Source organism: Stenotrophomonas sp. RG-453, from assembly GCF_033843685.1.
Classification (GTDB): domain Bacteria; phylum Pseudomonadota; class Gammaproteobacteria; order Xanthomonadales; family Xanthomonadaceae; genus Stenotrophomonas; species Stenotrophomonas bentonitica_A.
In genome coordinates this window covers 390,709-416,468 of record NZ_JAMYED010000002.1, presented here as the reverse complement: position 1 = coordinate 416,468, position 25,760 = coordinate 390,709, and the positions used below count along the sequence as shown (strand labels likewise).

Below are 25,760 nucleotides of genomic sequence, written 5' to 3'. Positions count from 1 at the left end.
ATGCCCCCCGCGCCGAGCCCCCGTCAAGCGACAGTCGCATCCTGGTTTGATACTGAACCGGCACAAGCCTTGTGCCGTCTGGAATCCGAGCGGTTGCGCAGCCTGCTCGCCGAGCGCCCGGTGAACCCCTGGCTGTGGGTGGCACCGACGCCCGGCTGGCTGGAGCGCGTCGAACTGCCCGGTCGCGGCCTGGGGCTGTTCCGCGACGGAGCGAGCTACGCCGGGGACGTGCACTGCGGGCTGCCGTTGCCGCTGCCGGACGAGAGCGTCAACGCGATCATCCTGCAGCACGTCACCGCGCGCGATGCCGAGCAGCTGATCGACGAGTGCGCGCGGGTGCTGATGCCGGGCGGCCGCCTGTGGTTGTCCACGCTCAACCCGTTCAGCCCGTACCGCCGGCAGTGGCGCCACCACGGACTGGTGGTGCGCAGCCCGCAGCGGCTGCGCCATACCCTCACGCAGGCCGGTCTGAGCTGCGAAGACCTGCACTACCTCGGCCCGATGTGGCGCGACCGCTCGCCGGCCCGGCGCGACCTCGCTCCACTGCGCGCGGCCTGTCTGTTCACCGCTGAAAAACGCACTCTGGCCCTGCCGGGACCGACGCCCGTGGCCCTGCCACGCTGGCACGGGACCGTGGCCACCTGATCTGGAATGGAATGAAGACGATAGAAATCCACACCGACGGTTCCTGCCTCGGCAATCCCGGCCCGGGCGGCTGGGCGGCGTTGCTGCGCTACAACGCGCACGAGCGTGAGCTGAGCGGTGGTGAAGCGCATACCACCAACAACCGCATGGAACTGATGGCGGCCATCTCGGGGCTGGAAGCGCTCACCGAGCCATGCAACATCGTGCTGTACACCGATTCGCAGTACGTACGCCAGGGCCTGACCGAGTGGATGCCCGGCTGGATCCGCAAAAACTGGAAAACCGCGGGCGGCTCGCCGGTCAAGAACCGCGAGCTGTGGGAGCGCCTGCACGCGGCCACGCTCAAGCACACCATCGACTGGCGCTGGGTCAAGGGGCATTCCGGCGATCCGGACAATGAGCGCGTGGACCAGCTGGCGCGCGACGCCGCGATCCGGATCCGTGCCGCTGGCCCGGTACACTGAGCCCATGCGTCAGATCATCCTTGATACCGAAACCACCGGCCTGGAGTGGCGGAAGGGCAACCGCATCGTCGAAATCGGCTGTGTGGAACTGCTCGAGCGCCGCCCCAGTGGCAACAACTACCACCAGTACCTCAAGCCGGACTGCGAGTTCGAGCAGGGCGCGCAGGAAGTCACCGGCCTGACCCTGGAATTCCTGGCCGACAAGCCGGACTTCGCCCAGGTCGTCGACGAATTCCTGGCCTACATCGACGGCGCCGAGCTGATCATCCACAACGCGGCGTTCGATCTGGGCTTCCTGGACAACGAGCTGTCGCTGCTTGGCGAGCACTACGGCAAGATCACCGACCGCTGCACGGTGATCGATACGCTGAAGATGGCGCGTGAGCGCTTTCCCGGCCAGCGCAACTCGCTGGACGCGCTGTGCCGGCGCCTGGGCGTGGACAACGCCCACCGCCAGCTGCACGGCGGCCTGCTCGATGCCCAGATCCTGGGCGATGTGTACATCGCGCTGACCTCGGGCCAGGAAGAAATCGGCTTCGGCGCGGCCGACGACCGCAAATCCGGCAGCCCCCACGTGCAGACCTTCGACACCTCGCGCCTGCTGCCACGCCCGCGCGTGGTCGCCACCGCCTCGGAGCTGGAAGCACACGAAGCGCGCCTGGCCAAGCTGCGCAAGAAGGCCGGCCGCGCGATCTGGGATGGTGAGCCTGAAGCGGTGGAAGCGGTCAGCGCCTGAGGGCCCGACCCCGGCGGTAGATCCCGACCGTTGGTCGGGATGCCTGCCTCAGTGGCATCGCACCAGGATCACGGTGATGTTGTCCGAGCCGCCGCCATCCAGTGCGGCGGCGACCAGGGTATCCACGCATTCCTGCGCACTGGCATCGTCGAAGGCGAGGGTACGGGCAATGCCCTTGTCCTCGACCTCCTCGGTGAGCCCATCACTGCACAGCAGCAGCTGCATGCCCGGGCGCAGTTCACCGGTGGTGGTCGCCACATTCAGGTGCGCCGGATCGGTCACGCCCAGCGCCTGGGTCACCACATTGCGGTGCGGATGCGCGCGTGCCTGCTCGGCGGTCAGATTGCCCTGCGCGACCAGTTCCTGGACCACGCTGTGATCCTGGCTGAGCTGGGCCAGCTTGCCGTCGCGCCACAGATACGCGCGGCTGTCGCCCACCCACGCCACCTCGTAGCGATTGCCCTGGACCCGCGCGGCCACCACCGTCGTGCCCATCGGCAGGCTGTCATTGCGGCGGCGCGAGGTGCGGATGATCTCCTCATCGGCGATCCGGATGGCATGCGCCAGCGTCGCCCCGCGGCGGATCTCGCGCACGATGGTCTCGCGTGCCAGCGCACTGGCCACCTCGCCACAGGCGTGCCCGCCCATGCCATCGGCGACCAGCCACAGCGCCAGTTCGCCATCGCCGTAATACGTATCCTCATTGAGGTCACGGCGCAGGCCGGGGTGGGTCAGGTGTCCGAATTCGATCATGAAGGCGCGTGCCGGTAAGGATTGCGGGGGATAACGGCATGATCGCGGCCCGCCGGACATCCGGCAAGGCATCCATACAGAAGAAATTCACTTCTTTGCCCGCAATGACTTGTCGCCAGCGCGTCCTACCCGTATTATTCGCGTCCCGGTTCGCCGGGACCATCTGGAGAGGTGGCAGAGCGGTTGAATGTACCTGACTCGAAATCAGGCAGGCGTTTATAGCGCCTCGGGGGTTCGAATCCCCCCCTCTCCGCCAGATAAAAAGAAAAGGGCTGCCCAACGGGCGGCCCTTTTCTTTTTATCCGGCCTGATGGGCGGACGAGAACCCCCGACGGGGGTTCGACGGATCTGCAGGAGCAGATCCGGACAGACGAACGTCTGGCCCTGGAGCGCGCAAGCGCGGAAGGGCTGGGTGCATGGATGCACCCAGCAATCCCAATGAAGCGGCCACCCTGTCTCCGAAGCCACAGCGCCATCACCGACATTCCCGGGCGCGTGGCGACGAGTTCATCGCCAACGGCGTCTCCAACTCCAGGAGGCGCGGCCCTGGAGCGCGCAAGCGCGGAAGGGCTGGGTGCATGGATGCACCCAGCAATCCCAATGAAGCGGCCATCGCGCAGCCACGCATGGCGTGGCTCTACCCGGGGCCCGCACCCCCACCCCACACCCCGCCAACCTGCGCTCCGCTAAACTGCCCACCTCACGTAACGGATCTCCCCCATGACCGCTGAAATCCTTGTCCCCGTGTCCTTCGGTGAACTGCTCGACAAGATCTCGATTCTGCAGATCAAGTCCGAGCGCATCAGCGACGAGGCCAAGCTGGCCAACATCCGCACCGAACTGAGCGCGCTGGAAAAGACCTGGATGGCGCACCCGGCCGGGGTCAAGGACATCGCGCGCCTGCGTGCCGAGCTCAAGGCGGTCAACGAGCGCCTGTGGGACATCGAAGACAACATTCGCCTGCAGGACAAGGCGCAGGCCTTCGACGACCATTTCGTCGAGCTGGCGCGCAGCGTCTACCAGCAGAACGATGAGCGCGCCCGCATCAAGAAGGACATCAACCTGGCGCTGGGCTCGCTCTACGTGGAAGAGAAGTCGTACAAGGATTACGCGCCGCGCGGCGCGTAATCGGCGACATACCGTTCGAAGGCGGCGATGCCGTCCTCGACGGTGATCAACTGCATCACGTCGTCGAACTCGACCTTCGCGCCCCACTTCAGTTCGCTGGCCGGTTTGCCCAGGAACTTGCGCGCGGCATCGTCGTAACGGTCCACGCAGTAGCGGCGGTCGGAGTAGGGGCCGCTGCGGTGCGGGTTGCTCGCTGCATGCAGGCCCAGCACCTTGGTGCCCATCGCGTTGGCGATATGCATCGGGCCCGAGTCGGGCGTCATCACCAGCGCGGCGCGCGCCAACAGCGCCGGCAGCTGCTTGAGCGTGTCCTTGCCGACCAGGTCCAGCGCCGGCGTGGCCAGCTGGGCCTGGATCGCATCGGCCATGCCGCGCTCCAGTTCGCTGCGCCCACCGCACAGCACCACCCGCCAGCCGCGTGAGGTGGCGTGGTTGGCCACGGCCGCATAGCGGTCGGCATACCAGTTGCGGCGAACATGGCTGGAGCAGGGCGAGATCATCAGCACCGGGCGGCCATCGTCGGTCCACTGGGCGTTGGCCCACTCGACCGCGGCCGGCGGCACGGCCAGGTCCCAGCTGACCTCGGTCTGCTTCAGGCCGAGCGGTTCGCAGAAGCTGCCGATCGCATCCAGCACATGGATGCCGGGGCGGTCGGGGATGCGCTCATTGATAAACAGCCCGTGAAGATCCTTGGAGCGGGCCTTGTCGTAGCCAATGCGGCGCTTGGCCGGCACGAAGGCGGACAGCACGTTGGCACGGAAAGCCACCTGCATCTGCAGCAGCGCATCGAAGCGCCCGGCGGGAAGGCTGTCGCGCAGGGCACGCATGCCGGCCAGGCCGGTCTTCTTGTCGTAGCTGTGGAAGGTCACGCCTGGCAGGCCATCGAGCAGCTTGTGGCCTGCCTTGTCGATGATCCAGTGCAGCGACACCCCGGGATCGGCCTGCTGCAGGGTGCGTACCAGCGGCACCACATGGGTCACGTCCCCCAGCGCGGACAAACGCAAAAGACACAAGGAAGAGGACGATGGTGCCATGGTGTTGTTAGACTCGAAGGAATGGTCGCATTCGACGCCACTGAAGCGCTGACGCCCTGCCGCGATGGACGCGGTATCGGTGCCATTCTGTTCGACCGCGAAGCCTTGCGGCAAGCCGAGATGAGCCTGTTCGCACCGGCCCACTGGGGCGAGCGGGCACGGCCGGTCGGCGATGGCGGCCGTGGTGGCGCCTGGTTCGTCGATGCCCCCTTCGGTCATGCCGTGCTGCGCCAGTACCTGCGTGGCGGCCTGGCGGCCAAGCTCAGCCGGGACCACTACATCTGGCGCGGGGCCAACCGCACCCGCAGTTTCGCCGAGTTCCGGCTGATGCGTGCCCTGCGCGCGCAGAAGCTGCCGGTGCCGCGACCGATCGCCGCGTTCTACATGCGCGAAGGCCTGCGCTACAAGGCGGCGATCCTGATGGAGCGCCTGGAGGGTGTGCGTTCGCTGGCCGACCGCGCGCTGGTCGCCGGGCGCGGCGCGCCCTGGGAAGAGACCGGCCGGCTGATCGCGCGGTTCCATCGCGTCGGGCTGGACCACGCCGATCTCAACGCCCACAACATTCTGTTCGACGCCAACGGCCACGGCTGGCTGATCGATTTCGATCGCGGCGTGCTGCGCATCCCGGCCACCCGCTGGCGCGAGCGCAATCTCAAGCGGCTGCTGCGCTCGCTGATCAAGCTGCGCGGTGAGCGCAGCCAGGATGACGTCGAGAAGGACTACGCACGGCTGCGCCGCGCCTACGATCTGGCCTGGAACCGGGGTTACTGATGGACTGGGCACTGCGTTTCATGGGGGTCGGCAATGCGTCGGCCGTGCAGCTCGGTTCGCCGATGGCGGTGATCGAACGCGATGGACGCCCGTGGCTGACCATCGATTGCGGCGGGGAAGGGCTCACTGCGTTCCAGGCGCACTACGGCCATGTGCCGCAGGCATTGTTCGTCACCCATGTGCACCTGGACCACGTCGCCGGTTTCGAACGCCTGTTCGTCGATGCGTATTTCTCGCCGCAGCGTCGTGGGCGTATTCGCGTGTACGTGCCGGCGACGGTCGTGCCGCTGCTGCACAAGCGCGTGGCCGATTACCCGAACGTGCTGGCCGAGGGCGGTGCGAATTTCTGGGATGCGTTCCAGCTGATCGTGGTCGGCGATGCGTTCTGGCATGACGGCGTGCGCCTGGAAGTGTTTCCGGTCCGCCATCACTGGCCGGAAACCGCCTATGGCCTGCGCCTGAAGGGTGCGGTCACCTGGAGTGGCGATACCCGGCCGATTCCGGAAATGCTGGCGCGCTACGCCGACGACAACGAACTGATCGCCCACGATTGCGGCCTGCATGGCAACCCGTCGCACACCGGTGTGGATGACCTGGAGCGTGAATACACGGCCGAGTTGCAGGCGCGGATGATGCTCTACCACTACGCCAGCGAGGCTGACGGCGAGGCGCTGCGCCAGCGGGGTCACCGCGTGGCCGTGCCTGGCGAACGTGTGGCGCTGGCGTCTCCCACCGCCATGCACGTGCTGGCGCAGGATCCTCCCTGAGCATGGACGACGCGCTGGCCGCTCATCTGCAGGCGCTCGAACGCGCGTTGCACGAACCTGCGGTGCGTGGCGATGTCGCGCAGCTGGCGGCATTGTTGGATGACGACTTCAGTGAGATCGGCAGCTCGGGTGCGTGTTTCGATCGGGCTGCTGCGCTGGCGGAGATTCCGCGCGAGCGCGCACAGGTCGAGATCGTGTCCACCGACTACCAGGTCGTGTTGTTGGCGCCCACCTTGGCACAGGTGCGCTATCGCAGCTGGTATGTGGTCGGCGGCGAGCGCCAGCGCGAGGTGTTGCGCAGTTCGCTGTGGCGGCTGTGCGGTGCGGCATGGCGGATGGTGTTCCATCAGGGCACGCCTGCGGTGCCTTGAGCGGCAGCATCACTGAGGGGGAAGCCTGGCGCCCAAAAAGGTGGCGGCCCCGCCGACTGACCTCGGCGCCCGCGTCGATCGATACCGTTGCTGCCTTCCGGCCCTGGCGGGATTTTCGACCTAGCGTCGCGAGGGGCCGACGGGGCCACCATAGAGACGTTCCGGCTGCAGGGCGATCGAGGATCAGCCGGCCGCAGGCGGAAGGTGCAACGCAGGAACAGGTCCGGCAGTGCAGTCGCGCATTCTAGCGCATGCACGGCCTGCAGTGCCAGACGCGGAGGCTGAATCCCGTGTAGCCCGGTGCCGCCGGAATAGGGCATCCGGCGAGTGGGTTGCTAAAATGCGTGGCACAGGAGGAACGGCCTCCCCCATTTCGGGAACCACTGACCAGGACGGCCTGGCCCCCATCAAGGAGGGCCGCATGGCCTGGATCTATCTGTTGGCAGCCGGTGTGCTGGAAATCGTCTGGGCGTTCTCGATGAAGCAGTCCGAGGGGTTCAGCAGGCTCACCCCGTCGATCATCACCCTCGTCACCATGATCGCCAGCTTCTGGCTGCTGTCGCTGGCGATGCGCACGTTGCCGCTGGGCACTGCGTACACGATCTGGACCGGCATCGGCGCGGTCGGCGCGTTCGTGATCGGCATTACCTTCCTCGGCGAGCAGGTCAGCGCGATGCGGATTGCTGCAGCGGTGTTGATCGTGAGCGGATTGGTGTTGATGAAGTTGAGCAGCAGCTGAGGCTCTAAAGCGAAGGCTGCGGCGTCGACGACGGTAGAGCCACGCCATGCGTGGCTGACGCACTGCTGACCCGATCGAATCACTGGCGCCGCTCAACGCGGCGCCAGTTCGAGCACCATCTCCACCGCATCCAGCCCGGGGCCGTGCCCATCGGGGGTGATGTGGGTGACGGCGAAGCCGAGTCCGGCGTAGAAATCCTGCGTGTGCTGGCTGGTGCTGAGCGTGACGCGCTGGGCGCCTAGCGCTTTTGCGTGGGCAAGGCGTGCGTGGGAGAGCTGCTTGCCCAGGCCTTGGCGATGTTGGGCGTTATCGACCATGCCCCAGCAGAAGGCCGCCGTGTGCTCGTTGTCCAGGGCGAGGCCGCCGCAGGCGACGATGTGGCCGTTGTGCTCGATGACCAGATAGTCGTGGGCGCGGTCTGGGTGAAGTAGATAGTTGGCGAAGTCGTGGCGTTCGTGTGGGGCGAAGTAACGCGGCACGTTGGTGTCGAACAGTGCCAGGCAGGCGGGGGCGTCTGTTGGGGTGTAGGGGCGCAGGGTGGGCATGGGGGGACTTTGGCATGCTCCGCGTTGGGGTGGTCGGCTTCGGATGCAGGCTTGCCGCTTCATTGGGATTGCTGGGTGCATCCATGCACCCAGCCCTTCCGCGCGGATGCGCTCCAGGGACAGCCGTTCGGCTGTCCGGATTCGCTCCTGGCGAATCCGTCGAACCCCCGGTCGGGGGTTCTCATCCCCCTCTCCATGGTTTCGCGCACTGCTACCGGAGCCGGATGAATGACGAACGTGAGAAACGCAAAAGGCCGCCCCGAGGGGCGGCCTTTTGCGTTTGTCTGGCGGAGAGAGGGGGATTCGAACCCCCGAAGCGCGGTTTAGACGCTTACACACTTTCCAGGCGTGCTCCTTCAACCACTCGGACACCTCTCCGGACCTGCCGCACACAACCCGCTGCAGGGGCGCAGATTCTAGCGGGGGAATCGGAATCGCACAAGCGGTTCGTCACGGGGGCAGGGGGGCTGGACAGGCGTGGCACAATGGTCGTCCCGATGAAGACGGTGGCCTGATGTCCTATCTCGTCCTTGCCCGCAAGTGGCGTCCGAAGCGTTTTGCCGAGCTGGTGGGCCAGGAACACGTGGTCCGTGCGCTCAGCAATGCGCTGGACAGCGGCCGGGTGCACCATGCGTTCCTGTTTACCGGCACCCGCGGGGTCGGCAAGACCACCATTGCCCGTATTTTCGCCAAGTCGCTGAACTGCGAGCAGGGCACCAGCGCCGATCCATGCGGCCAGTGCCCGGCCTGCCTGGATATCGACTCCGGCCGTTACATCGATCTGCTCGAGATCGATGCCGCGTCCAATACCGGTGTGGATGATGTCCGCGAGGTGATCGAGAACGCCCAGTACATGCCCTCCCGGGGCAAGTACAAGGTCTACCTGATCGACGAAGTGCACATGCTGTCCAAGGCGGCGTTCAATGCGCTGCTCAAGACGCTGGAAGAGCCGCCGGAGCACGTGAAGTTCCTGCTGGCCACCACCGATCCGCAGAAGCTGCCGGTGACGGTCCTTTCGCGCTGCCTGCAGTTCAACCTGAAGCGGTTGGACGAGGAACAGATCCAAGGCCAGATGACCAAGATCCTGGCCGCCGAGGAGATCGAGTCCGATCCGACTGCGATCGTGCAGCTGGCCAAGGCCGCCGATGGCAGCCTGCGTGATGGCCTGTCGTTGCTGGATCAGGCGATCGCCTATGCCGGCGGTGCGCTGCGCGAGGATGTGGTGCGCGCGATGCTGGGCACGGTGGACCGCACCCAGGTGGCGGCGATGCTGGATGCGCTGGCCGATGGTGATGGTCCGCGCCTGCTGCAGACCGTGGCCCTGCTGGCCGAGTTCTCGCCGGACTGGAGTGGGGTGCTCGACGCCCTGGCCGAAGCCCTGCACCGGATCCAGGTGCAGCAGCTGGTGCCGGGCGCCGCGACGGCGGGCGAGGGGATCGATGCCGAGGCCTTCGCCCAGCGCCTGCGTCCGGAAGTGGTGCAGCTCTGGTACCAGATGGCCCTGGGCGGTCGCCGTGACCTGCACCTGGCCCCAAGCCCGCGTGCTGGATTCGAGATGGCGGTGCTGCGCATGCTGGCGTTCCGCCCGGCATCGGCCGTCCCGCCCGTGCCCCGCGATCCGGGCACCGGTACCGAAGTGAACAGTGGCGGCCAGGCCAGTGGCCAAGGCGCCGGCATGGCCGCTGCGGCAGCGGCTTCGGCTCCGGCTCCGTCCGTGGCGCCCGCCAAGGCCAGCGCGCCCGTCGCTCAGGCAGCCCCGGTGGCGCCTGAGGCGCCGGCCGCCGCCCCGGTCGTCGCGCCCCCCGAGGCCGCAGCCCCGCCGCTGAAACAGGTTGCTCCCGCCCCGACAGCCGCCGAGCCGGTCAAACCGGTCAAGCCGGCCAGGCCGAACGCGCCTGCCCCCGCTGCTGACGACGATCTGCCGCCGTGGCATCAGGAGAACGATGCGGCCGATCGCGACGAAGCGCTGGCTGCTGAAATGGCGACCCCGGATGCGGCCATGGTCGCTCCATGGGAAGCGCCGCCCGAGCGGACCGTGGCACCGGCTGCTCCCGCGCCTGTGCGGGAAGCCCCCGCCCCGGTGGCTCGCCCGGAGGGTATCGCCATCGCACCCTCAGTGGCCGACGCCGCGCCGTCAGGGGCGAGCGCTGAGCTGACCGCCGATGCCTGGCTGGAACTGGTCGCCGGCAGCCAGCTCAATGGCCCGTCCAAGCAGCTGGCGGCCCACTCGGCGTTCATCAGCTACCAGCACGGTGTCTTGAAACTGGCGATTTCGCCCGGATTTGAGTACTTGAGTTCGGACCGCTCGCAGGCGGCGCTGATTGCGGCATTGACCGGCCCCCTGGGGCAGGCTCCGCGTCTGGTGATCGATACCGGCGCGGCTGGTGCCGAGACCCTGCATCAGCGCGCTGACCGCCAGCGTGGCGAACGCCAAACGGCGGCGGAAGCCGCTTTCATGGCCGACCCGTCGGTGCAGTTGCTGATCCAGCAACACGGTGCCCGGGTCGTGGCCGATTCCATCCGTCCTTTTGAAGAGTAAAGAACCATGCGCGGCAATATCGCCCAACTGATGCAGCAGGCCCAGAAGATGCAGGAAAACCTGCAGAAGGCCCAGGAAGACCTCGCCAAGCTGGAAGTCACCGGCAGCGCCGGCGGCGGCATGGTCAGCGTGACCCTGACCGGCACCAAGGAATGCCGCAAGGTGCGCATCGATCCGTCGGTGCTGTCCGATGCGGAAATGACCGAAGACCTGGTGGCCGCAGCGTTCAACGATGCCTCCAACAAGATCGATGCCGAGTCGAAGAACCGCATGGGTTCGGCGACCGCTGGCATGCAGCTGCCCCCGGGCATGAAGCTGCCGTTCTGAGCCACGTCTGCGCCGGGTCGAGGCCTGGCGACGGTGGTGACCGCGCCGCGAAGCCTCCGGGCTTCGCGCGCTTGTTTCTGAGATGAGCGATCCGCCATGAGCCTGCCCCTGCTCGAACAATTGATCGAGGCCTTCCGCGTGTTGCCGGGCGTGGGCCAGAAGACCGCCCAGCGCATGGCCTACCACGTGCTCGAACGTGAGCGCGAGGGCGGCCAGAAGCTGGCCGAGGTGCTGGCCAAGGCGATCGAGCGGATCGGGCATTGCGCGCAGTGCCGGGATTTCAGCGAGACCGAGGTCTGTGCGGTCTGCGCCAACGGCAGCCGCGAGCGCCAGCAGCTGTGTGCGGTGGAATCACCGGCCGATCGCCTGGCGATCGAAACGGCTACCGGCTACCGCGGGGTCTATTTCGTGCTGCAGGGGCGGCTGTCACCGCTGGACGGCATCGGTCCGCGCGAGCTGGGCCTGGATCAGCTGGAGGCCCGCCTGAAGCAAGGCGAAGTGACCGAGTTGATCATCGCCACCAGTGCCACCGTGGAAGGCGAAGCGACCGCGCATTACCTGGCCCAGATGGCGCGCAGCCACAAGGTCCGCCCGAGCCGGTTGGCGCAGGGCCTGCCGCTGGGCGGCGAGCTGGAATACGTGGATCGCGGCACGCTGTCGCACGCCTTCGGTACGCGTACCGAAGTGCAGGAATGATCCCGCGCAACCCGCGCCGGTGATCGAAACCGGGCGTGCATCCGCGCTACTCTCCAAGGCCCTGTTACACGAGGTGCACTCATGAGCCACGACACCCTGTTCGGCAAGATCATCCGCCGCGAAATTCCCGCCACCATCGTCTACGAAGACGAGGAGGTGCTCGGCTTCAAGGACATCGCGCCGCAGGCGCCGGTGCACGTGTTGTTCATTCCCAAGCACGAAGCGATCCCGACCCTGGATGACGTGCGGCCGGACCAGGCGCACCTGATCGGCAAGCTGGCCATGGCCGCCGCCGAGTACGCCCGCCGCGAAGGGTTCGCGCAGGACGGCTACCGTATCGTCATGAACTGCCGCGAGCACGCCGGGCAGACCGTGTTCCATATCCACCTGCACCTGCTGGCCGGCGCGCAGCTGGGTCACTTCGGCACGCCGAACGGCTGAGCGGGCCGGGGCAACAAAAAACGCCGCCCGAAGGCGGCGTTTTTTTCAGCGCGTCCGCATCAGCGACGGGGACGCGCCACCTCCGGGCTTACCACCAGCCCCAGCCGCGGTAGCCCCAGCCCGGACCCCAGCCCGGGCCCCACGGGCCGTACGGGTAGGCGGGCACCACGTCGACCTGGCGCTGTTCCGGCCACAGGTAGATCACATCGGCGTCCAGCTTCGGCAGGCGATAGTCGTACTCGCCGATACGGGTGTTCTCGTAGCCGCCGATCTTGCCGATGAAGGTCACGTCCCGGCCCGGCTCGAACACCGCCGGATCGTAGAAGCCGGCGCGGCACGCGATGAAGCGGCCGTCACTGGCGTCGGCCGAGGTGGTGCTCGGGCGGCCACTGCCGTTGAGCGGACGCGAAATCATCTGGAAGCAGGTCTGGCCCTGGCCCGGGTTGGTTTCGATGATGCGACCACCCCAACGCACCGGGGTGCCCACCTGCTGGGTGGGAACCGCGTCACGTGGGCTGACCATACTGAACTGCCCCTGCAGCGGCTTGGGCGCGGTGGCGCAGGCAGCCAATGCCAGAGAGGCAGCAAGGGGAAGCAGGATTTGAATCTTCATGGGGATGCTCCGGAGGTCGGGCGATGCCTGCGCAGGTCGCGCAATAATGAAGTGAGGTCGACGTCAGCGCCAGCGTAGCGCGCCTGGACGAAACGCGCGCTGAGCGACAACAACGCCGGATCGGGCCGTTGCCGATCCACCCGGCGGGCCCACTCGCTGGCCGGTTCGGCGCTGGCGCGTTCCAGCCCATGGCGTGCATAGCGGCGTCCCAGCCGGTGCCAGGCCCGCAGCAGCGGGTCGCGTTCGCGTTCGCCCCGGGCCAGCAGCCACGCCATCCACCCTAGCGCGGCCAGCGCGAAGACAGTGAAAATTCCCACCAGTCGGGTCGGATCCAGGCGCTCGAAACCAAACGGTTCAAGAAGCCGTTGCTGGCGGTCGGCATCGAAGGACAGGATCAGCTCGTTCCAGCCCCGGCGCAGCCAGTCCCCCATCTGCCCGAACTGCAGCCAACGGCTGTTGAGCATCGCACCGGCGTCGCCCGCCGCCAGCCGGTCGTCGATCGTGTCGTAGATGCTTTCGGGGGCGACGGCCGCGGTCGGGTCGACCCGCACCCAGCCGCGCCCGGGCAGCCAGACCTCGGCCCAGGCATGGGCATCCATCCGGCGCAGCACCCAGTAGTCACCATAGGGATTGTGGACGCCACCGGCGAAGCCGGTCACGACCCGCGCCGGGATGCCGGCGTTGCGCATCAACACAACGAACGATGAGCTGAAGTGCTGGCAGAAGCCGGCCTGCTGCTCGAACAGGAACTCGTCCACGCCATCGCGGCCCGGCTCGGGCGTGTCCAGGGTGTAGACGAAGCGCGCACGTACCCACTCGAGTGCGCGCTGCACGATCGCCGCATCGTTGCTGCCAGCCTCCTGCCGCCACTGCCGCGCCAGCACCGCCGTGCGCGGGTTCAAGCCGTCGGGCAGCTGCAGCGCAAGGCGACGCTCGTAAGACGTCAATGGGTCGGTGTAGGCCACGGCCGGGGCGGAACGCAGCCGCCAGCGGGTCAGGGCATTCAGTGCTGCGTGGCTGCGCAGGCTGTGGTTGGCATCCAGATCGCTTCCGGCAGGGGCCTGCAATGGCAGATCCAGCGCGACCAGCTGGCGGCGGTCGGTCGGCTCATAGTCGATCTGGTACTCCCACTGTGTACTGGCGTGGGTCACCGCGGCGGGCGCGCGCTCGATCAGATGCCTGTCCTGTTCCCAGCGTTTGCCGTCGAACAGGCTGAGCACCGGGCCGCGCCAGTAGCGCTGCTGCGGTTCCGGAACCGCGCCAAAAAACTGCACGCGCAGCGCCGGGGTGTCATCGGCCATCAGATCCAGCCACTGCCCGGGCTCCATCGTGTCGGACAGGCCGGGCTTGCCGACCGCGCGATCGGGGATGCCCCACAGGGGTTCACTCAACCGCGGGAACAGCCAGAAACCGGCCAGCGCCAATGGCAGGCCGAGCATGACCAGCCGGCCGATCCCGCGCAGCTGGCGTTTGAGCGGCGCCGGCGGTGCCTGGCCCTCCAGGTGCGCCAGCCGCTGCAACGCGAGCAATGCGACCAGGCCGGCCAGTACCGCCAATGTCATCGTCAGCGGTCCTTGGTCGAGCAGGAACGCCGCGAACGGGCCGAACAACCCGAAGCCGACCAGGCTGCGGGCATCGCGCAGGCTGCGCAGCTCGCTGGATTTCAACGCGAGCATCGCCGCCAGCAGCGCGCAGCCGGTATCGCGGCCCGGGCGCGGGCCCATCTGCCAGTAGATGGCGCCCAGCATGGCGAGCACCAGCAGCAGGCGCAGTGCCCCCGGCAGCAGCCGCTGGCGCGAAGCCAGGGCGGTCAGCAGTGCAACGCCGGCGATGACGGCCGCCAGCACGGTGGGCAGCTGCAGCAGCAGCGGCAACAGGCCCAGGGCCGCACTGGCCAGGGTCCAGTAGCGCGCACCGGGACTGAGCGGGGCGACGGCGCGGTCAGTCATGGGGCAACAGCGCCAACGCGCGCTGGCACAGATGGTGATGGGCACTGCCATTGCCGGGGCCGAGCACCGGCTGGCCGGGCAGCGTGAGGGTGTAGCGGCGCCCTTCGCGTTCGGCCAGGTCGACCCAGCGCGCCAGGCGCGCGATCCGCGCCTCGGTACCCAGCGGGGCCAGGCGCCACCAGTCCAGCACGACCTCCACGCCGATCGGCTTTTCGTACTCGCGCACCAGCAGGGTGTCGCGCCGCGCAGAGTGCTTCCACGCGATGCTGCGCGTCGGGTCGCCGGGGCGATACGGACGCAGCTGATGCAGCTCGTCGCCGCTGGCATGCACACGGGTATGCAGCGGATCGCCGCCGCTCTCGGGCAATGCAGGGGCGTGCGCTTCCGGTGCGGCATAGACCAGCAAGGGTGTCTCCGGCCACACCCACGACCAGGCGCGTACCAGGCCCAGTGGCTGTGTGGTGGCGATGCGGATCCGGGAGAGATCGAACCAGCCGCGCTGATGCGTGGGCAGGTCGAGATCCACTTCGATCTGGTCGCTGTCCACCAGGTGCCCGAACGCTGCCACGCCGTCGTGCTCCACGTGCAGGCCGCGACGCGCGCGGGTATCGGTGCGCGACAGGCTGATGCGCAGCCGCAGCGGCGCGCCTGCGGTGACCGGTTCGGCGGATACCGCATCCACCTGCAACGCGGACAACTGCAGGTGCGCGCTGATCGCACTGGCGATGCTGACCGTGGCCAGCAGCAGCGCCAACAACAGGGCAGGATTGTTGTTGTAGTTCAATGCACCGAGCAGCATCGCCGAGAGCAGCGCGGCGACGAACAGACCGAAGCGCGTCGGCAGCACATAGATGCGGCGCCGGTCGAACCGGCTGGGCAGGTGCTCCGGTCGGCGCGGTCGCGCCAGATGCTGCAGGTGCTGCCAGCGGGCTCCCCAGCCGCGGCGCATCTCAGTCGACCTGCACGGTCTGGAGGATGGCGCGGGCCAATGCCGGCCCATTGCCGGCTTCTGCCTCCGGCACCAGCCGATGCCCGGCCACCGCAACGAACAGGGTCTGCACGTCTTCAGGCACGACATGTGCGCGGCCCAGCAGCAGGGCATGCGCCTTGGCGGCGCGCAGCAATGCCAGGCCCGCGCGCGGTGACAGGCCGACGCGCACCCCGGCGTGCTGGCGGCTGCGGGCCAGCAGCGCCTGCACGTAGGTGATCAAGGCTTCACTGGCGTGCACCTGGCCGACCGCCTCGCGCAGCGTCCGCACCTCCACCTCGCTCAGCCGCGCGGTGGCCTGTGCGATCAGGTGGCGGCGATCGGTGCCGCGCAGCAGCTCGCGCTCGGATTCGGGATTGGGGTAGCCCAGCGCCAACCGCAGCAGGAAGCGGTCCAGCTGCGAGTCCGGCAACGGGAACGTACCGGACAGGTCGACCGGGTTCTGGGTGGCGATGACGAAGAACGGGTCCGGCAGCGGGTGGGTCACGCCATCCAGGGTCACCTGCTGCTCGGCCATCGCCTCCAGCAGCGCACTCTGGGTGCGCGGCGGGGCGCGGTTGATCTCATCGGCAAGCAGCACATGGGTGAAGACCGGGCCGGGGTGGAACTGGAACTGACGGCTGCCGGCGTCGTAAACGGAGACGCCAAGTACATCGGCAGGCAGCAGGTCGGAAGTGAACTGCACCCGCTGGAAGCCCAGCCCGAGGCTGGATGCCATGGCGTGGGCAAGGGTGGTCTTGCCCAGGCCGGGCAGATCCTCGATCAGCAGATGGCCGCCGGAGAGCAGCGCCACGAAGGCCAGTCGTACCTCCTGGGCCTTGCCCAGCACCAGCCCGTTGACCTGATCCTGGGCGGCGCGGAGAGACTGTCGCAGTACATCGGTTAGCATGGCTGGCACGGGGGGCGAATGATCCATGTCCGTCTCGTATCGATGATTCCACTGATTCTATAGAGCAATGCAGGGCGAACAACGCGCACGCACCATATTCCTGTTGTTGTGGACGCTGGTCACCGCCGTCAAGCTGGTGGTGGCCGCACGTCTGCCCTTGTTCGTGGACGAAGCTTTTTACTGGCAGGAAGGCCAGCACCTGGCGGCGGCCTATTCGGACCTGCCCGGGCTGACCGCATGGCTGGCGCGCCTGGGCGTGGAAGTGGGCGGCAACCATGTGCTCGCGCTGCGCCTGCCGTTCCTGGCGATCGGTGCGTGGCTGCCATGGCTGGTCTCGCGGATCGCCACGCGCTGGTTCGGCGCGGTGGCCGGTTGGCAGGCCGGCAGCCTGACCCTGCTGATGCCGCTGTCAGCCACGCTGGGCATGCTGGCCGTGCCGGATGTGCCGATGGCGCTGGCCGCCGTGCTGTGCCTGGACGCCGGTGCACGCCTGCTGCGCAACGTGGATGCGGCGGCGGCGGTGAAGCTGGCCGCAGGCCTGGCGATCGGCGCACTCAGCCATTACCGCTTCATCGGGGTGATCGTGGTCGGCTTCATCGCGCTGCTGGTGCTGCCGCAGGGCCGGCGCATGCTGCGCGATCCGCGCGTATGGGTGGCCCTGACGGTCGGTGTGGTGGCGTGGCTGCCGCTGCTGTCGTGGAATGCCGACAACCATGATGCCGGCCTGAAATTCCAGGTGGTCGAGCGCCACCCGTGGGCGTTCGAGTGGAGCGGGCTGTGGTTCCTGGTGATCCAGCCGATGCTGGTCACCCCGATCCTGTGCATCGCGATGTGGAAGGTGGCCCTGGCCGGTACCCGCTCCGGTGGAGGCGCACGCGCCCAGTGGCGGTATTTCGGTCTGATCGGCGCGGTATCGACCCTGTCCATCTTCGCCCTGGGCTTCTTCACCGATGTGGAGCGCATCAGTTTCCACTGGCCGTTGCCGGGCTATCTCGCATTGCTCATCGCGGTGCCGGTCGTGCTCAATGGCTGGCCGCGCTGGCTGCGCCGCACCGGCTGGTGGCTGGCCGGTGCCGGGTTGGCACTGGCCTTCGGCTATTACCTGATGGCGTCCGTGCCGAGCGTGCGCGAGCAGCTGGCCGGCTACAAGTATTACCCGCGCAACTTCGCCGGCTGGGAACCCCTGGCAGGCGCCGTGCGCCAAGAATTGAAGGGCATGCCACCGGGCACGCGCGTGCTGGCCGGCAACTTCAAGGTCGGCGCGGAACTGGGCTTCCAGTTGCGTGATCCCTCGATCGAGGTGCTGCGCCATCCGTTGAACGACAAACACGGCCGCAGTGCGCAGCTGGGGCTGTGGGGGTTGCTGCACGATGGTCAGCGCGACACGCCGATGCTGCTGGTGCTGTCCCCCAGCGACCAGCGCTATCGCGATCTGCTGGAGCGCTATCACGCGGTCTGCGGCCAGGTGGGCCCGCTGCCGCCGCCGCGCGTGGTCAGCAACGATCATGGCTATCAGCGCTTCCTGCTGTTCAAGCTGCCTGCCGGGCGGGTGGACGGGCCCTGCGTCACCCCGGCGATGGCCTGGGTGGATGCGCCGCAGCCGGATGCCAAGGTGGGCGACACGCTGGATGTGCGCGGCTGGGCCTTCAAGGACGGTGCCGGCATCGAACGCGTCCAGCTGTTTGTCGATGGGAAGCCGGTCGGCGATGCGGTCTACGGGCGCGCCTACGACATCACCAGCGCCTGGAAGATCTCCACCGATCCGCAGCATCCCAACGTGGCCTTCGATGCCACGCTGAACACCGCTCACCTCGCGCCCGGTCGCCATTGGCTGGGCATGACGCTGTACGGCAAGGACGGCAGCGTGGAGCAGTGGCAGGAACAGGCCTTCACCGTCCCCGCGCGCTGAGTGCGCGTGTTTTTTCATGGATGACACCCTCATGCGCAATGCCTCGCCGGAAACGGCTTCCGTGCCGGTGTCCCGTCCGGTCTCCGTGCCGGTGCCGCCCGCGCTGACGCGCCTGCTGTGGCTGGCGGTGGCTGCGGTCGTCGCGGTGGGCATGGCGGCGATGCTATGGCTCGCGCCGCGCGTGCTGTACGCCGATCCGTGGCGCTTTACCCAGAAGCTGCTGGAGATGCCGTGGCCATCGAACGTGCTGGTCTCGGACAACGGCCACCGCGAGATCCTGCCGAACCTGGTGCGCCATGCCGAGCTGTCCTGGCTGCATGGCAACCAGTGGCTGCAGATCGGCACGGGCGTGCTGCTGGCCCTGGCCACGTTGTGGCTGCTGGCCCGGATCATCAAGGCCGATGCGCTGGCGCCACCGGTACGCGCGGCCGCGACCCTGATCGGGGCGCTGTCGATCTTCTGGCTCGGCAGCCAGCGCGCGCTCACCCATGGCAACGAGTCGGTGCATGCGTATCTGATCACTGCGGCGCTGATGGCCGGGGTGGCCATGCTGCTGCGTGGGGATCGCCGCGGTGCGGTGCTGGCGGCGCTGTGCGGTGTCGCCGCGACGTTCTCGTTCGGCAGCGGCGTAGCGGTGTTCGTCGGGCTGGCGGCGGTGCTGGTGGTGCGCCGTGCGCCGCTGTCGCACTGGGTACCCTTGATGCTGGGGCTGTTGGTGGCGGTCGGCCTGCACCTGGGCATGGGCCGCACCGGCATGCCCTCGCAGATGGCGCTTGCGCCATTGGCGCAGCTGGACGTGCTGCTGCGCTGGCTGGCCTCGCCCTTCATCTACCTGGCCTGGCCTGCGCTGGATCCGGCGGCGGCACAGCAACTGCCGTTCGCGCCCGTGCGCGACGCGGTCCATTCGGTGGCGAGCGGGTACCAGTCGCTGTTCGGCCCGGTGATGACCTCGCGCTGGCCGCATCTGCTGGTGGGCGCAGTTGGGCTGGGCGGAGTGCTCGGAATGACCCGTTGCAGCTGGCAACGCGGGCGCAGCGCCGGCGCCGGGGAGTCGGTGGCGTTGGCGATGGCGTGGTTCGGGCTGGCCGTGGGCGGGCTGGTCGCGCTCAGCCGCTGGACCTATTTCGCCGATTACCCCACGCAGCTGGCCGCACCGCGGTATGTGCCGTGGTCGTGGCTGTTCTGGTGCGGCCTGCTGCTGTGGGCGACGGTCCGCGTGGGTCTGCGCCGCCCCCGGCCGGTGGTCTGGGGGGCGCTCCTGCTGGCCCTGGTGGCCGTGCCAAGCACCGCGTGGATGGCCTACCTCGGCGCCAGCATGCAGCGCGTGGCCAACATGACGGCCACCGCGGCCGCGGCGGGGGTGGTCGATCCGGACCAGACCCATGGCGAGAGCGTACCCGGCGAAGTACAGGCGGCACTGCCAAGCCTGCGCGCACACGGGAGCGCGATGTTCGCCTGGCCGGAAACGCGCTATCTGCAGGGCGAACCCACGGCGGCCACCGCCTCGGCGGTGCCGCTCAGCGCGGTCTCGGTGGTCGCCGTGCGCAACCTGCTGGGCGGACCCGCGTGGCGCGTGGAGTTCGCTGCCCGGAGCCCGGCGCCGCGGCTGGTCCTGCAGTGCGCGGGACGCCCGGTGGGCCTGGCGATGCCGCTGGCCGGGCACTGGGTCGGCTGGGCCACCGGGCCGCTGGATGCCGGCTGCCTGGAAGCGCTGCAGCTGCGCTGAGCTCAGGGCAGGGTGTAGCCGGCCTGGCGCAGCAGCTGGCTCACCGCGATCAGCGGCAGGCCGATCAGTGCGGTCGGGTCGCGGTTCTCGATCGCCTCGAACAAGGTGACGCCCAGCCCCTCGCATTTGAAACTGCCGGCGCAGTCCAGCGGCTGCTCGGCGGCCACGTAGCGGACGATTTCGGCATGATCCAGCGTGCGGAAATGGACCCGGGTCCGGTCGCAGGCGGCCAGGACCTCGCCGTCGCGCACCAGGCTCACCGCCGTGTGGAAGTCGACCACCTGGCCGGACATCGCCGCCAGCTGCGCCTGCGCACCCTCGACCGTGCCGGGCTTGCCCAGCGCGGCGCCGTTCAGTTCCGCCACCTGGTCCGAGCCGATCACCCACTGGCCCGGGTGCAGGCGGGCCACGGCCTCTGCCTTGGCCTGCGCCAACCGCACGGCCACGGCCCGTGGGGCCTCGCCGGGGGCGGGGGTCTCATCCACCTCGGGGCGGGCGGTCTGCAGGGGCAGGCCAAGCCGTTCCAGCAGTTCACGGCGGTAGCGGGAGGTGGAGGCAAGCAGCAGTGGGGTCATGCGACAATACCGGGCACGGAAGGGCGGCAGTCTGGCCCCTCGGGGCGGGGATCGGCAACCTGACTGCGCAGGCATTTGACAGCAGCCCGGGCGATCCTTAACATTCAGCGGCTTATGTCCGCAAACGTGCCCGAAATGCTGGATGCTTGGCGGATGGTCGCAGCGCGCAGGCGCTTCGATGGCCAGGTGGATCTAGCGAAATTGACCCGCCTGCAAGGCCTTGTTGCCGATACCGAAGGTCAGTGCACTTATGCACTGGAATTCGCGCACGACGACATCCTGCGGGTATCCTATGTTGAACTGTCCATCGACACCGCGCTGCCGCTGATCTGTCAGCGCAGCCTGCAGCGTTTCCTGTTGCCGGTTTCGATGGTGCAGCGGCTCGGTCTGATCCGCAGCGAAGAGGAAGAATCCTCGCTGCCGGAAGGCTGGGAGCCGTGGCTGGTGCCCGAAGACGGCATGCTGCGACCGCTGGAACTGGTCGAGGACGAACTCGTCCTGGCCGTGCCCGTCGTGCCGTTGTCTCCCGATGGCGAGGCAGTGGACAAGGACTGGGCACCGACCGAAGAAGAAATCAGCAAGGCCAATCCGTTCGCGGCGTTGGCGGCACTGAAAAAACAATAGCAGCCGGATTGTCGTCGGCGGCTGCGGCGAAAGCGAAAACTGTGCTGGGCGCTGGCGTCCTGCGCGACGATACGACGAAGCAAAACGAACCGAGTTTGGAGCAATCCCATGGCTGTGCAGAAATCCCGTGTCACCCCGTCCCGCCGCGGTATGCGCCGTGCGCATGACGCCCTGAGCGCCAAGCAGCTGTCCACCGATCCGACCACCGGTGAAGTGCACCTGCGTCACCACATCACCGCTGACGGTTTCTACCGCGGCAAGAAGGTGATCACGACCAAGTCGAACTCGGCCGTCGAAGAAGATTGATTTGTGAAGGCCGCTGCCCGGTCGGGCGGCGGCCTTTACCCCATTCTTCCCGATCACCACGTTTGGTGATCGTGCTACAGGACATGCAATGAGCAAGCGGATCTACTCGAGGATCGCGGGCACCGGTAGTTATTTGCCCGAAAAAGTGTTGACCAACCAGGATCTGGAGAAAATGGTCGACACCAGCGATGAGTGGATTCAATCGCGCACTGGTATCCGCGAACGGCACATTGCGGCCGAAGGCGAGACCACCAGCGACCTCGGCTACCACGCCGCGGTACGTGCGCTTGAAGCGGCCGGTATCGACGCTTCGCAGCTCGACATGATCGTGGTGGGCACCACCACGCCTGACCTGATTTTCCCCTCCACCGCGTGCCTGATCCAGGCCAAGCTCGGTGCGAGCGGTTGCCCCGCCTTCGACGTCAACGCCGCCTGTTCGGGCTTCGTGTTCGCGTTGAGCGTGGCCGACAAATTCATTCGTTCCGGTGATGCACGCCATGTGCTGGTCATCGGTGCGGAAACCCTGACCCGTATCGTCGACTGGACCGAGCGCACCACCTGCGTGCTGTTCGGCGATGGCGCGGGCGCCGTCGTGCTCAAGGCCGACGAAGACACCGGCATCCTCAGCACCCACCTGCATTCGGATGGCAGCAAGAAAGAACTGCTGTGGAACCCGGTGGGCGTCTCGGCCGGTTTCGGCGAGGGCGACAATGCCCGCGGCGCGATCCTGATGAAGGGCAACGACGTGTTCAAGTACGCCGTCAAGGCGCTGGACTCGGTCGTCGATGAGACCCTGGAAGCCAATGCGCTGACCAAGGCCGACCTGGACTGGCTGATCCCGCACCAGGCCAACCTGCGCATCATCGAAGCCACCGCCAAGCGCCTGAAGATGTCCATGGACCAGGTGGTGGTGACGGTCGACAAGCACGGCAATACGTCCTCGGCCTCCGTGCCGATGGCGCTGGACCACGCGGTCCGCTCCGGCCGTGTGGAGCGCGGCCAGCTGCTGCTGCTGGAAGCCTTCGGCGGCGGCTTCACGTGGGGTTCTGCTCTGCTGCGCTATTGATAGTGTCAGTTACGACAACGTGACGCTGTCGTTACGGCCCCATTACGGGGCCGTAAGCATTTCAGGAGAACTGTCATGGTTGAGCCCATCGTCATCGAAGGGCAGCGCGCCTGGCTGAAGCAGTACGGCGAAGGAAGCCGCGTGGTCGCGCTGGGGCTGCTGAACTTCATCGCCCGCCGCTTCCAGCTTGATGCCCTGCGCCCACCACCGCACCGCGGGGGCGATGCCGCCCGCGAAACCGAAGCCCGCCGCCTGGCCGAACTGCAGGCCCAGGGCGTCAACGTCCCCAGCGTGATCGGCAGCGGCCACGCCGCCCTCGTGCTGGGCGACAACGGTTCCTCGTTCAACACCTGCCTGCGCGAAGCCGACGATGCCGGCCGCGACCGCCTGGTGTCCGCGGCGATGAACGCCATCGCCCAGGCCCACCGCAAAGGCGCTTATTTCGGCCAGCCACTGCCGCGCAACCTGACCTGGGACGGCAACGAGATCGGCTTCATCGATTTCGAAGAAGACCCCCTGGAAGTCATGGACCTCGCCCAGGCCCAGGCCCGCGACTGGCTGATGTTCGGCTACGGCGTGGCCAAGTACTACGAAGATCGGCCGCAGCAGCTGCAGAGCCTGATGGCGCAGGCCATGGACGGCGCCGAAGCGCCGGTCCTCGCCCATGCCCACGATGTCACCGGTCGCCTCCAGGGGCTGGCCCGTTACAGCATGAAAATGGGCCGCTCGGCCCGCGCGCTGGCCCACTCGATCCTGATCGTCCACGGCGCCACGACCCTGGGCGTGCTGATGCTGGCCGTGATCTGCATCGACTTCTTCAGCGACGGCGACCTCGACATCCTCCAGCTGTTCACCTGAGCCCACATACGCGGCAGTACAGACGAAGGGCGACGTTCCCCTTTATCATTCGCCGTTCGATTTTTGCAGGCGGATGATCGCGTGACCGATACCAATCTCGCATTCGTGTTCCCGGGCCAGGGCTCGCAGTCGCTGGGCATGCTGGCCGAACTGGCCGAGCTGCACCCGCAGATCCGCGAGGCCTTCACCGAGGCCTCCGACGGCGCCGGTGTCGACCTCTGGGCCCTTTCCCAGGGCGGCCCGGAGGAAATGCTCAACCGCACCGAGTACACCCAGCCGGCCCTGCTGGCGGCCAGCATCGGCGTCTGGCACGCCTGGAACGCCGTTGGCGGCGCCAAGCCGGCCGTCCTGGCTGGCCACAGCCTGGGCGAGTACACCGCCCTGGTCGCCGCCGGCGCGCTCTCGCTGCGTGACGGCGCCCATCTGGTGCGACTGCGCGGCCAGTTGATGCAGGAAGCCGCCCCGACCGGCGTGGGGGCCATGGCCGCCGTCCTCGGCGCGGAAGACGCCCTCGTCGTAGAGGTCTGCGAACAGGCCGCCGGCAGCCAGGTGGTCGTCCCGGCCAACTACAACTCGCCCGGCCAGATCGTCATCGGTGGCGACGCCGCCGCCGTGGACCGCGCGCTGGCCCTGTTGGCCGAGAAGGGCGTCCGCAAGGCCGTCAAGCTCGCCGTCAGCGTGCCCTCGCACACCCCGCTGATGCGCGAAGCCGCCAACCGCCTGGCTGAAACCATGGCTGGCCTGGACTGGCGCGCCCCGGCCCTGCCGGTGGTGCAGAACGTCGATGCCCGCGTGCATGACGGCGTGGACGCCATCCGCCAGGCGCTGGTCCAGCAGCTGTACCTGCCTGTCCAGTGGACCGGCTGCGTGCAGGCGCTGGCCGCCCGCGGCGTCACCCGGGTGGCCGAATGTGGCCCGGGCAAGGTGCTGAGCGGATTGATCAAACGCATCGACAAATCGCTGGACGCGCGCACACTGTCCACGCCCGCCGATTTCGAGACGGCCCGCGAGACCTGGGCCGCCTGATGTCTTCCGATCGTGCCCGCGCTGGACTGGCCTCGCGCCAGACCGGCCAGGCCGATCCCGTTCGAGGAAATGAGATGAGCAAGCCCCTTCAGGGTGAAATCGCACTGGTCACCGGCGCCAGCCGGGGTATCGGTGCCGCGATCGCCGACGCACTGGCCGCGCAGGGCGCGACCGTCATCGGCACCGCCACCACCGACGCCGGTGCCGCCGCCATTGGTGAGCGCCTGGCTGCCGTGGGTGGCCACGGCCGCGCGCTGAACGTCACCGACGCTGCTGCGCTGGAGGCCGTGCTGGACGGCATCGCCAAGGAATTCGGCGCCATCAGCATCCTGGTCAACAACGCCGGCATCACCCGCGACAATCTGTTGCTGCGGATGAAGGAAGAAGACTGGCAGGCGATCCTGGACACCAACCTGACCAGCGTCTTCCGCACCTCCAAGGCCGTCATGCGCGGCATGATGAAGGCGCGCAAGGGCCGCATCATCAACATCGCCTCGGTGATCGGCGTGACCGGCAATGCCGGCCAGGCCAACTACGCCGCGGCCAAGGCCGGCATCATTGCCTTCTCCAAGTCGCTGGCCAAGGAAATCGGCTCGCGCGGGATCACGGTCAACGTGGTCGCGCCGGGCTTCATCGACACCGACATGACCAAGGCCCTGCCGGAAGAGCAGCGCACCGGCCTGGTCAAGTCGATCGCCCTGGAGCGGCTCGGCGAGCCGTCCGATATCGCCAACGCGGTGGCGTTCCTGGCCGGTCCTTCGGCCAGCTACATCACCGGCGAAACCCTCCATGTGAACGGCGGCATGTACATGCCGTAAGCATGTGGCGCAAGGAGTGCGCCGCAAGTGGTTGATCCGTTTGATGTTTTGCTGCAATGCAAGGTGTCGCTGGTTTCCACTACACTATCCCACGGTCATCCCTCACCGGATGGCGTCATTTTTGAACCACTACTCCATCTGGAGCGATATCCAATGAGCACCATCGAAGAACGCGTCAAGAAAATCGTCGTCGAACAGCTTGGCGTCAAGGAAGAGGAAGTCACCAACAGCGCATCGTTCGTCGATGACCTGGGCGCTGACTCGCTGGACACCGTTGAACTGGTGATGGCGCTGGAAGAAGAGTTCGAGTGCGAAATCCCGGACGAAGAAGCCGAAAAGATCAGCACCGTGCAGGCTGCGATCGACTACATCAACGCCCACGTCAAGGCTTGATGTCAGGCGGCTCGCGCGCGGCCGTGGCGATTGCTGCGACCGCGTGCGGCAAACCCATGGGGCC

General features: G+C 67.6%; 29 protein-coding genes, 2 tRNA genes and 1 other RNA gene. 22 read left to right on the top strand and 10 right to left on the bottom strand.

The window, feature by feature from the left end; translation table 11 throughout:
* The 3 genes from NJD74_RS04530 to dnaQ are packed head-to-tail and all read left to right on the top strand — an operon-like array spanning nucleotide 1 to nucleotide 1,845.
* On the top strand, nucleotides 1-645 hold the full coding sequence (locus NJD74_RS04530; protein WP_019185796.1) for a methyltransferase domain-containing protein: 645 nt from the start codon (nucleotides 1-3) through the stop codon (nucleotides 643-645).
* A gap of 11 nt (nucleotides 646-656) precedes the next feature.
* Nucleotides 657-1,109, top strand: a complete 453-nt coding sequence (gene rnhA, locus NJD74_RS04525; RefSeq protein ID WP_019185795.1) for a ribonuclease HI — start codon at nucleotides 657-659, stop codon at nucleotides 1,107-1,109.
* A 4-nt stretch (nucleotides 1,110-1,113) separates the two neighbouring features.
* Nucleotides 1,114-1,845, top strand: a complete 732-nt coding sequence (dnaQ, locus tag NJD74_RS04520) for a DNA polymerase III subunit epsilon (RefSeq protein ID WP_319623734.1) — start codon at nucleotides 1,114-1,116, stop codon at nucleotides 1,843-1,845.
* 48 nt (nucleotides 1,846-1,893) lie between these two features.
* Here the strand turns inward: dnaQ and NJD74_RS04515 are convergent, their stop codons facing one another.
* Nucleotides 1,894-2,598: a protein phosphatase 2C domain-containing protein gene (locus tag NJD74_RS04515; protein WP_019185793.1), complete on the bottom strand. Its 705-nt coding sequence runs from the start codon at nucleotides 2,596-2,598 to the stop codon at nucleotides 1,894-1,896.
* A 165-nt stretch (nucleotides 2,599-2,763) separates the two neighbouring features.
* Here NJD74_RS04515 and NJD74_RS04510 point away from each other — a divergent pair.
* Nucleotides 2,764-2,854: transfer RNA gene (locus NJD74_RS04510), tRNA-Ser, on the top strand.
* 464 nt (nucleotides 2,855-3,318) lie between these two features.
* Entirely contained in the window at nucleotides 3,319-3,726 is a 408-nt protein-coding gene (locus NJD74_RS04505; RefSeq protein WP_019185792.1) for a DUF6165 family protein, read from the top strand.
* On the opposite strand, the gene NJD74_RS04500 is transcribed toward NJD74_RS04505, so the two are convergent.
* Nucleotides 3,705-4,760, bottom strand: a complete 1,056-nt coding sequence (locus NJD74_RS04500; RefSeq protein WP_319623733.1) for a glycosyltransferase family 9 protein — start codon at nucleotides 4,758-4,760, stop codon at nucleotides 3,705-3,707. The two genes, NJD74_RS04505 and NJD74_RS04500, sit on opposite strands and share 22 nt — an antisense overlap.
* 21 nt (nucleotides 4,761-4,781) lie before the next feature.
* Between NJD74_RS04500 and NJD74_RS04495 the strand changes: the two genes are divergently transcribed.
* The 3 genes from NJD74_RS04495 to NJD74_RS04485 are packed head-to-tail and all read left to right on the top strand — an operon-like array spanning nucleotide 4,782 to nucleotide 6,669.
* On the top strand, nucleotides 4,782-5,531 hold the full coding sequence (locus tag NJD74_RS04495; RefSeq protein ID WP_019185790.1) for a 3-deoxy-D-manno-octulosonic acid kinase: 750 nt from the start codon (nucleotides 4,782-4,784) through the stop codon (nucleotides 5,529-5,531).
* Nucleotides 5,531-6,298: an MBL fold metallo-hydrolase gene (locus tag NJD74_RS04490; protein WP_019185789.1), complete on the top strand. Its 768-nt coding sequence runs from the start codon at nucleotides 5,531-5,533 to the stop codon at nucleotides 6,296-6,298. The genes NJD74_RS04495 and NJD74_RS04490 overlap by 1 nt, the downstream gene beginning before the upstream one ends.
* A gap of 2 nt (nucleotides 6,299-6,300) precedes the next feature.
* The gene (locus tag NJD74_RS04485; protein WP_019185788.1) at nucleotides 6,301-6,669 is read left to right on the top strand and encodes a nuclear transport factor 2 family protein; all 369 of its coding nucleotides are present in this window, start codon (nucleotides 6,301-6,303) and stop codon (nucleotides 6,667-6,669) included.
* A gap of 46 nt (nucleotides 6,670-6,715) precedes the next feature.
* Here NJD74_RS04485 and ffs read toward each other — a convergent pair.
* An RNA gene (gene ffs / locus NJD74_RS04480) (signal recognition particle sRNA small type) lies at nucleotides 6,716-6,812 on the bottom strand.
* A 278-nt stretch (nucleotides 6,813-7,090) separates the two neighbouring features.
* On the opposite strand from ffs, the gene sugE reads away from it, so the two are divergent.
* Nucleotides 7,091-7,408 (top strand): quaternary ammonium compound efflux SMR transporter SugE, encoded by a 318-nt coding sequence (gene sugE, locus NJD74_RS04475; RefSeq protein ID WP_019185787.1) that lies wholly within the window; start codon nucleotides 7,091-7,093, stop codon nucleotides 7,406-7,408.
* A gap of 92 nt (nucleotides 7,409-7,500) precedes the next feature.
* Here the strand turns inward: sugE and NJD74_RS04470 are convergent, their stop codons facing one another.
* Nucleotides 7,501-7,953, bottom strand: coding sequence for a GNAT family N-acetyltransferase (locus NJD74_RS04470; RefSeq protein WP_019185786.1), 453 nt, complete (start codon nucleotides 7,951-7,953; stop codon nucleotides 7,501-7,503).
* Between the two features lie 285 nt (nucleotides 7,954-8,238).
* Nucleotides 8,239-8,331, bottom strand: a tRNA-Ser gene (locus tag NJD74_RS04465).
* 136 nt (nucleotides 8,332-8,467) lie between these two features.
* Between NJD74_RS04465 and dnaX the strand changes: the two genes are divergently transcribed.
* The 4 genes from dnaX to NJD74_RS04445 all read left to right on the top strand — a co-directional run bounded on the left by dnaX (nucleotide 8,468) and on the right by NJD74_RS04445 (nucleotide 11,956).
* Nucleotides 8,468-10,492 carry a DNA polymerase III subunit gamma/tau gene (dnaX, locus tag NJD74_RS04460; RefSeq protein WP_319623732.1) on the top strand — a complete coding sequence of 675 codons (2,025 nt, stop codon included), beginning with the start codon at nucleotides 8,468-8,470 and terminating at the stop codon, nucleotides 10,490-10,492.
* A 6-nt stretch (nucleotides 10,493-10,498) separates the two neighbouring features.
* Entirely contained in the window at nucleotides 10,499-10,819 is a 321-nt protein-coding gene (locus tag NJD74_RS04455) for a YbaB/EbfC family nucleoid-associated protein (protein ID WP_019185335.1), read from the top strand.
* A 96-nt stretch (nucleotides 10,820-10,915) separates the two neighbouring features.
* Nucleotides 10,916-11,515, top strand: coding sequence for a recombination mediator RecR (gene recR / locus NJD74_RS04450; protein WP_019185336.1), 600 nt, complete (start codon nucleotides 10,916-10,918; stop codon nucleotides 11,513-11,515).
* Between the two features lie 81 nt (nucleotides 11,516-11,596).
* Nucleotides 11,597-11,956 (top strand): histidine triad nucleotide-binding protein, encoded by a 360-nt coding sequence (locus NJD74_RS04445; RefSeq protein WP_019185337.1) that lies wholly within the window; start codon nucleotides 11,597-11,599, stop codon nucleotides 11,954-11,956.
* Between the two features lie 88 nt (nucleotides 11,957-12,044).
* Here NJD74_RS04445 and NJD74_RS04440 read toward each other — a convergent pair whose 3' ends face one another.
* The 4 genes from NJD74_RS04440 to NJD74_RS04425 are packed head-to-tail and all read right to left on the bottom strand — an operon-like array spanning nucleotide 12,045 to nucleotide 16,422.
* Entirely contained in the window at nucleotides 12,045-12,569 is a 525-nt protein-coding gene (locus NJD74_RS04440) for a Slp family lipoprotein (RefSeq protein WP_019185338.1), read from the bottom strand.
* Nucleotides 12,566-14,518 (bottom strand): DUF3488 and transglutaminase-like domain-containing protein, encoded by a 1,953-nt coding sequence (locus NJD74_RS04435; RefSeq protein WP_319623731.1) that lies wholly within the window; start codon nucleotides 14,516-14,518, stop codon nucleotides 12,566-12,568. Before NJD74_RS04435 ends, NJD74_RS04440 begins: the two co-directional genes overlap by 4 nt.
* Nucleotides 14,511-15,467, bottom strand: coding sequence for a DUF58 domain-containing protein (locus tag NJD74_RS04430; RefSeq protein ID WP_070426745.1), 957 nt, complete (start codon nucleotides 15,465-15,467; stop codon nucleotides 14,511-14,513). Before NJD74_RS04430 ends, NJD74_RS04435 begins: the two co-directional genes overlap by 8 nt.
* A gap of 1 nt (nucleotide 15,468) precedes the next feature.
* Nucleotides 15,469-16,422, bottom strand: a complete 954-nt coding sequence (locus NJD74_RS04425; protein ID WP_046273892.1) for a MoxR family ATPase — start codon at nucleotides 16,420-16,422, stop codon at nucleotides 15,469-15,471.
* Nucleotides 16,423-16,462: 40 nt separating this feature from the next.
* Between NJD74_RS04425 and NJD74_RS04420 the strand changes: the two genes are divergently transcribed.
* Entirely contained in the window at nucleotides 16,463-18,304 is a 1,842-nt protein-coding gene (locus NJD74_RS04420) for a glycosyltransferase family 39 protein (protein ID WP_070471839.1), read from the top strand.
* A 16-nt stretch (nucleotides 18,305-18,320) separates the two neighbouring features.
* Entirely contained in the window at nucleotides 18,321-20,030 is a 1,710-nt protein-coding gene (locus NJD74_RS04415; protein WP_319623730.1) for a hypothetical protein, read from the top strand.
* Nucleotides 20,031-20,032: 2 nt separating this feature from the next.
* Here NJD74_RS04415 and NJD74_RS04410 read toward each other — a convergent pair whose 3' ends face one another.
* Nucleotides 20,033-20,605 carry a Maf family nucleotide pyrophosphatase gene (locus NJD74_RS04410; RefSeq protein WP_019185344.1) on the bottom strand — a complete coding sequence of 191 codons (573 nt, stop codon included), beginning with the start codon at nucleotides 20,603-20,605 and terminating at the stop codon, nucleotides 20,033-20,035.
* Nucleotides 20,606-20,719: 114 nt separating this feature from the next.
* On the opposite strand from NJD74_RS04410, the gene NJD74_RS04405 reads away from it, so the two are divergent.
* From NJD74_RS04405 to acpP, 7 genes are all read left to right on the top strand, one after another.
* Nucleotides 20,720-21,229, top strand: coding sequence for a YceD family protein (locus tag NJD74_RS04405; protein ID WP_019185345.1), 510 nt, complete (start codon nucleotides 20,720-20,722; stop codon nucleotides 21,227-21,229).
* A 108-nt stretch (nucleotides 21,230-21,337) separates the two neighbouring features.
* Nucleotides 21,338-21,535 carry a 50S ribosomal protein L32 gene (gene rpmF / locus NJD74_RS04400; protein ID WP_017357626.1) on the top strand — a complete coding sequence of 66 codons (198 nt, stop codon included), beginning with the start codon at nucleotides 21,338-21,340 and terminating at the stop codon, nucleotides 21,533-21,535.
* Nucleotides 21,536-21,623: 88 nt separating this feature from the next.
* A complete protein-coding gene (locus NJD74_RS04395) occupies nucleotides 21,624-22,601 on the top strand; it encodes a beta-ketoacyl-ACP synthase III (protein WP_319623729.1) in 978 nt (325 codons plus the stop codon).
* Between the two features lie 75 nt (nucleotides 22,602-22,676).
* Nucleotides 22,677-23,459, top strand: a complete 783-nt coding sequence (locus tag NJD74_RS04390) for a serine/threonine protein kinase (RefSeq protein ID WP_019185347.1) — start codon at nucleotides 22,677-22,679, stop codon at nucleotides 23,457-23,459.
* Nucleotides 23,460-23,540: 81 nt separating this feature from the next.
* A complete protein-coding gene (gene fabD / locus NJD74_RS04385; RefSeq protein WP_026070121.1) occupies nucleotides 23,541-24,485 on the top strand; it encodes an ACP S-malonyltransferase in 945 nt (314 codons plus the stop codon).
* A 74-nt stretch (nucleotides 24,486-24,559) separates the two neighbouring features.
* Nucleotides 24,560-25,303: a 3-oxoacyl-ACP reductase FabG gene (gene fabG / locus NJD74_RS04380; RefSeq protein ID WP_070426748.1), complete on the top strand. Its 744-nt coding sequence runs from the start codon at nucleotides 24,560-24,562 to the stop codon at nucleotides 25,301-25,303.
* A 153-nt stretch (nucleotides 25,304-25,456) separates the two neighbouring features.
* On the top strand, nucleotides 25,457-25,696 hold the full coding sequence (gene acpP, locus NJD74_RS04375) for an acyl carrier protein (protein ID WP_017357544.1): 240 nt from the start codon (nucleotides 25,457-25,459) through the stop codon (nucleotides 25,694-25,696).
* The last annotated feature ends 64 nt before the right edge of the window (nucleotides 25,697-25,760 follow it).